Consider the following 2336-nt stretch of genomic DNA (forward strand, 5'->3'; position numbering starts at 1 on the left):
AGGCCTACGACGCCTTCGGCCACACGATCAGCGCCCTGACGACGGTCGCCTCGTCGCTGGTCATCGACACCGTCGGGCCGAAGGTCGCCGACCTGTTGTTCGACAACTTCCGCGGCCAGGTTATCGCCACCTTCCAGGACTTCGGCGGCGTCTCGAACGCCGGCGCGGGACTCGACCTCGCCTCGGTGAGGGACGCCCAAAACTACCGGTTCTCGCGGCTCCTGGCCATGAACCCGAACCTCCGTCGATTCCTGGTCACGTCGGTCGCTGTCGACCCGGGCACGACCGTCAGGGAGCAGATCGCGACGATCCAGCTCAACGGCGGGGTCGGCATCCAGGGCGGGAAGTACCTGCTCAACATCGCGTCCGTCGATCCGGCGAACCTGGCGGGCGTGCAGGACGTGGCCGGCAACGCGATGGACGGCGAGTTCTACGGCTACTTCCCGTCGGGCAACAACGTGAACGGCGGGGACTTCCAGGCCCGGCTCGACGCCATCCATCACACGATCTATCCGCCGCAGTCCCAGGCGGGCCCGGCGACCCCGGTGACCCCTCCGGGACGGCCGGCGACGGGGCGGTTCCTCCTTCAAGGCGGTGGCATATATTTGCCTAACCTTTCGAGGTTCGCCGGTCGTCGATCAATTTTTAGCTTCGGCCTACCTGGTCGTTAATCGGCCTTTTCAACTTGATCGCCATGGACCGCTAGGTTCGTCGACTTCTTCACCGTCGCGAAACTTCGTCACGCTGCGATCGCCGTCCATGCGAGGCGGCTTCTCCCGTGCTCGACCTAATCGACTGGCCGAAGGTCGACCGCCTGCTGGACGGGACCGAGAAACCGACCTCGGCTGAGAACTCATAGAGCGGAATTACGCCCGCAACCTCATGCCGAGACGCCCTCGTCTCTCAGGATCAGGAGATCGAGGGTCGCCGCCCGCAGGTCCCGCGTCTGGGCGATGAGCGAATAGACCATCGCCTCGCGGAACAGCCGCTGGGCAGGGTGCTCGATCCCGTTCGCCGCCCCGCCGCCGACGACGACGGCCGCGTTCGCCGCCCGCACGCCCAGGTCGATACACCTGGCCCGAAGGAGAGTCGCGTCGCCCCGCTCGTCCGTCGGGGTCGCGGGGTCGTCCCAACGGTCGACCGCCGCATGGACCGACGCGATTTCCCGATCAAGTGCGTCCACAAGGTCTGGAAACTGATCGGAGGCCCCGCTCGAGCGAAGCCATCCGACGGCTCCACGTGCCGCCCCGAGCGAGAGGGCCGTGAAGAAGATGTTCGACCTGACGGTGTCCGAGGCCAACTCCGCCGGCGTCATCGTCTTCACGTGACGCTGCGGCTCGACGCGCAACGCCCGGCATTCCAGGGAGACCGTCGCCGAGGCGTTCATGGCGCAGAGCCTCGCCGGCGGGGACGCCTGCAGTTCTTCGCTATCCGCAAGGGGAACCAGCGCCCACGCCGACCGGCCGTCGGCCAGGACGCCGGCCAGCAGGACCTCGTCGGCGAGGTCCCAGCCGGTCATCCATGGGGCGGTCCCGTCGAAGATCCAATCGTCGCCGTCGGTCCGAACGCGAAGCGGCGGCGGCCCTGGTCTCCGCAGGTGCGAGAAGGCCAGCGAGCAGATGAGGCTTCCCGCAGCGAGGGCCGGCAGCATCCGTTCCTTCAAGGCTTCGTTGGAGCTACCGGCGAGATGGCGGCAGCCGACGATGTGCTGGTAGTAGACGAAGGCTGTCAGCCCGCAGCCCGAGGCTATGGCGGCGAGGCAGTAGCGGACGACGTTCGGCGATGCTCCTTCGCCGCCGAATTGCGGAGGGATGGTCAAGCCGAGCATCCCGGCCTCAGCAAGGCGACTGATCTGCTCGACCGGAGGCTCGGCCGCCTGGTCGGCCTGGGCGGCCCGGGGGGCCAGGAACTGCGAGGCGATGGTCCTGGCTTGTTCGATGATTGAGTCGTCCGGCATGTGCTGTCCTCGGCGTCAGCCGTATCGGCATCAGTATCCGGGAATTCTAGCACGGGGAGTCGGTTCGAGCACCCCGCTGTGATTTCGGGAGCGGTCGCGTCGAATAATCGCTTGACACATCGCCCCGGCTCTTCCATAGTCGCGCCATGGACGACATCGACCCAATAGCCGCCTTCGTGACGGTAGCCAGGGCCAGCGCCAACTAACCTTTTGATCCGACAAGGACTTGCATAAGATACTCGTCGCTCCATCCGCAGGATCGTCTTCGGGCGGCGACGCTCTTGCGGTCGGGGACCTGTTTCAGGAGCGAGAGGCCGAAGCGGTTCAGCCAGGCCATGTTCTCGCGCAGATGTTTCTCGCGGATGCGGGATTCGTCCTC

General features: G+C 66.2%; 1 protein-coding gene and 1 pseudogene. One reads left to right on the forward strand and one right to left on the reverse strand.

Going from position 1 to position 2336, the window contains the following annotated elements:
* A pseudogene (locus tag G6O68_RS31585) lies at positions 1-671 on the forward strand (hypothetical protein); the annotation flags it as partial.
* 209 nt (positions 672-880) lie between these two features.
* On the opposite strand, the gene G6O68_RS31590 reads toward G6O68_RS31585, so the two are convergent.
* Positions 881-1957 carry an acyl-CoA dehydrogenase family protein gene (locus tag G6O68_RS31590; RefSeq protein ID WP_165253697.1) on the reverse strand — a complete coding sequence of 359 codons (1077 nt, stop codon included), beginning with the start codon at positions 1955-1957 and terminating at the stop codon, positions 881-883.
* Positions 1958-2336 lie beyond the last annotated feature (379 nt).

Origin of the sequence: Paludisphaera soli (assembly GCF_011064595.1) — a bacterium.
Lineage (GTDB): Bacteria > Planctomycetota > Planctomycetia > Isosphaerales > Isosphaeraceae > Paludisphaera > Paludisphaera soli.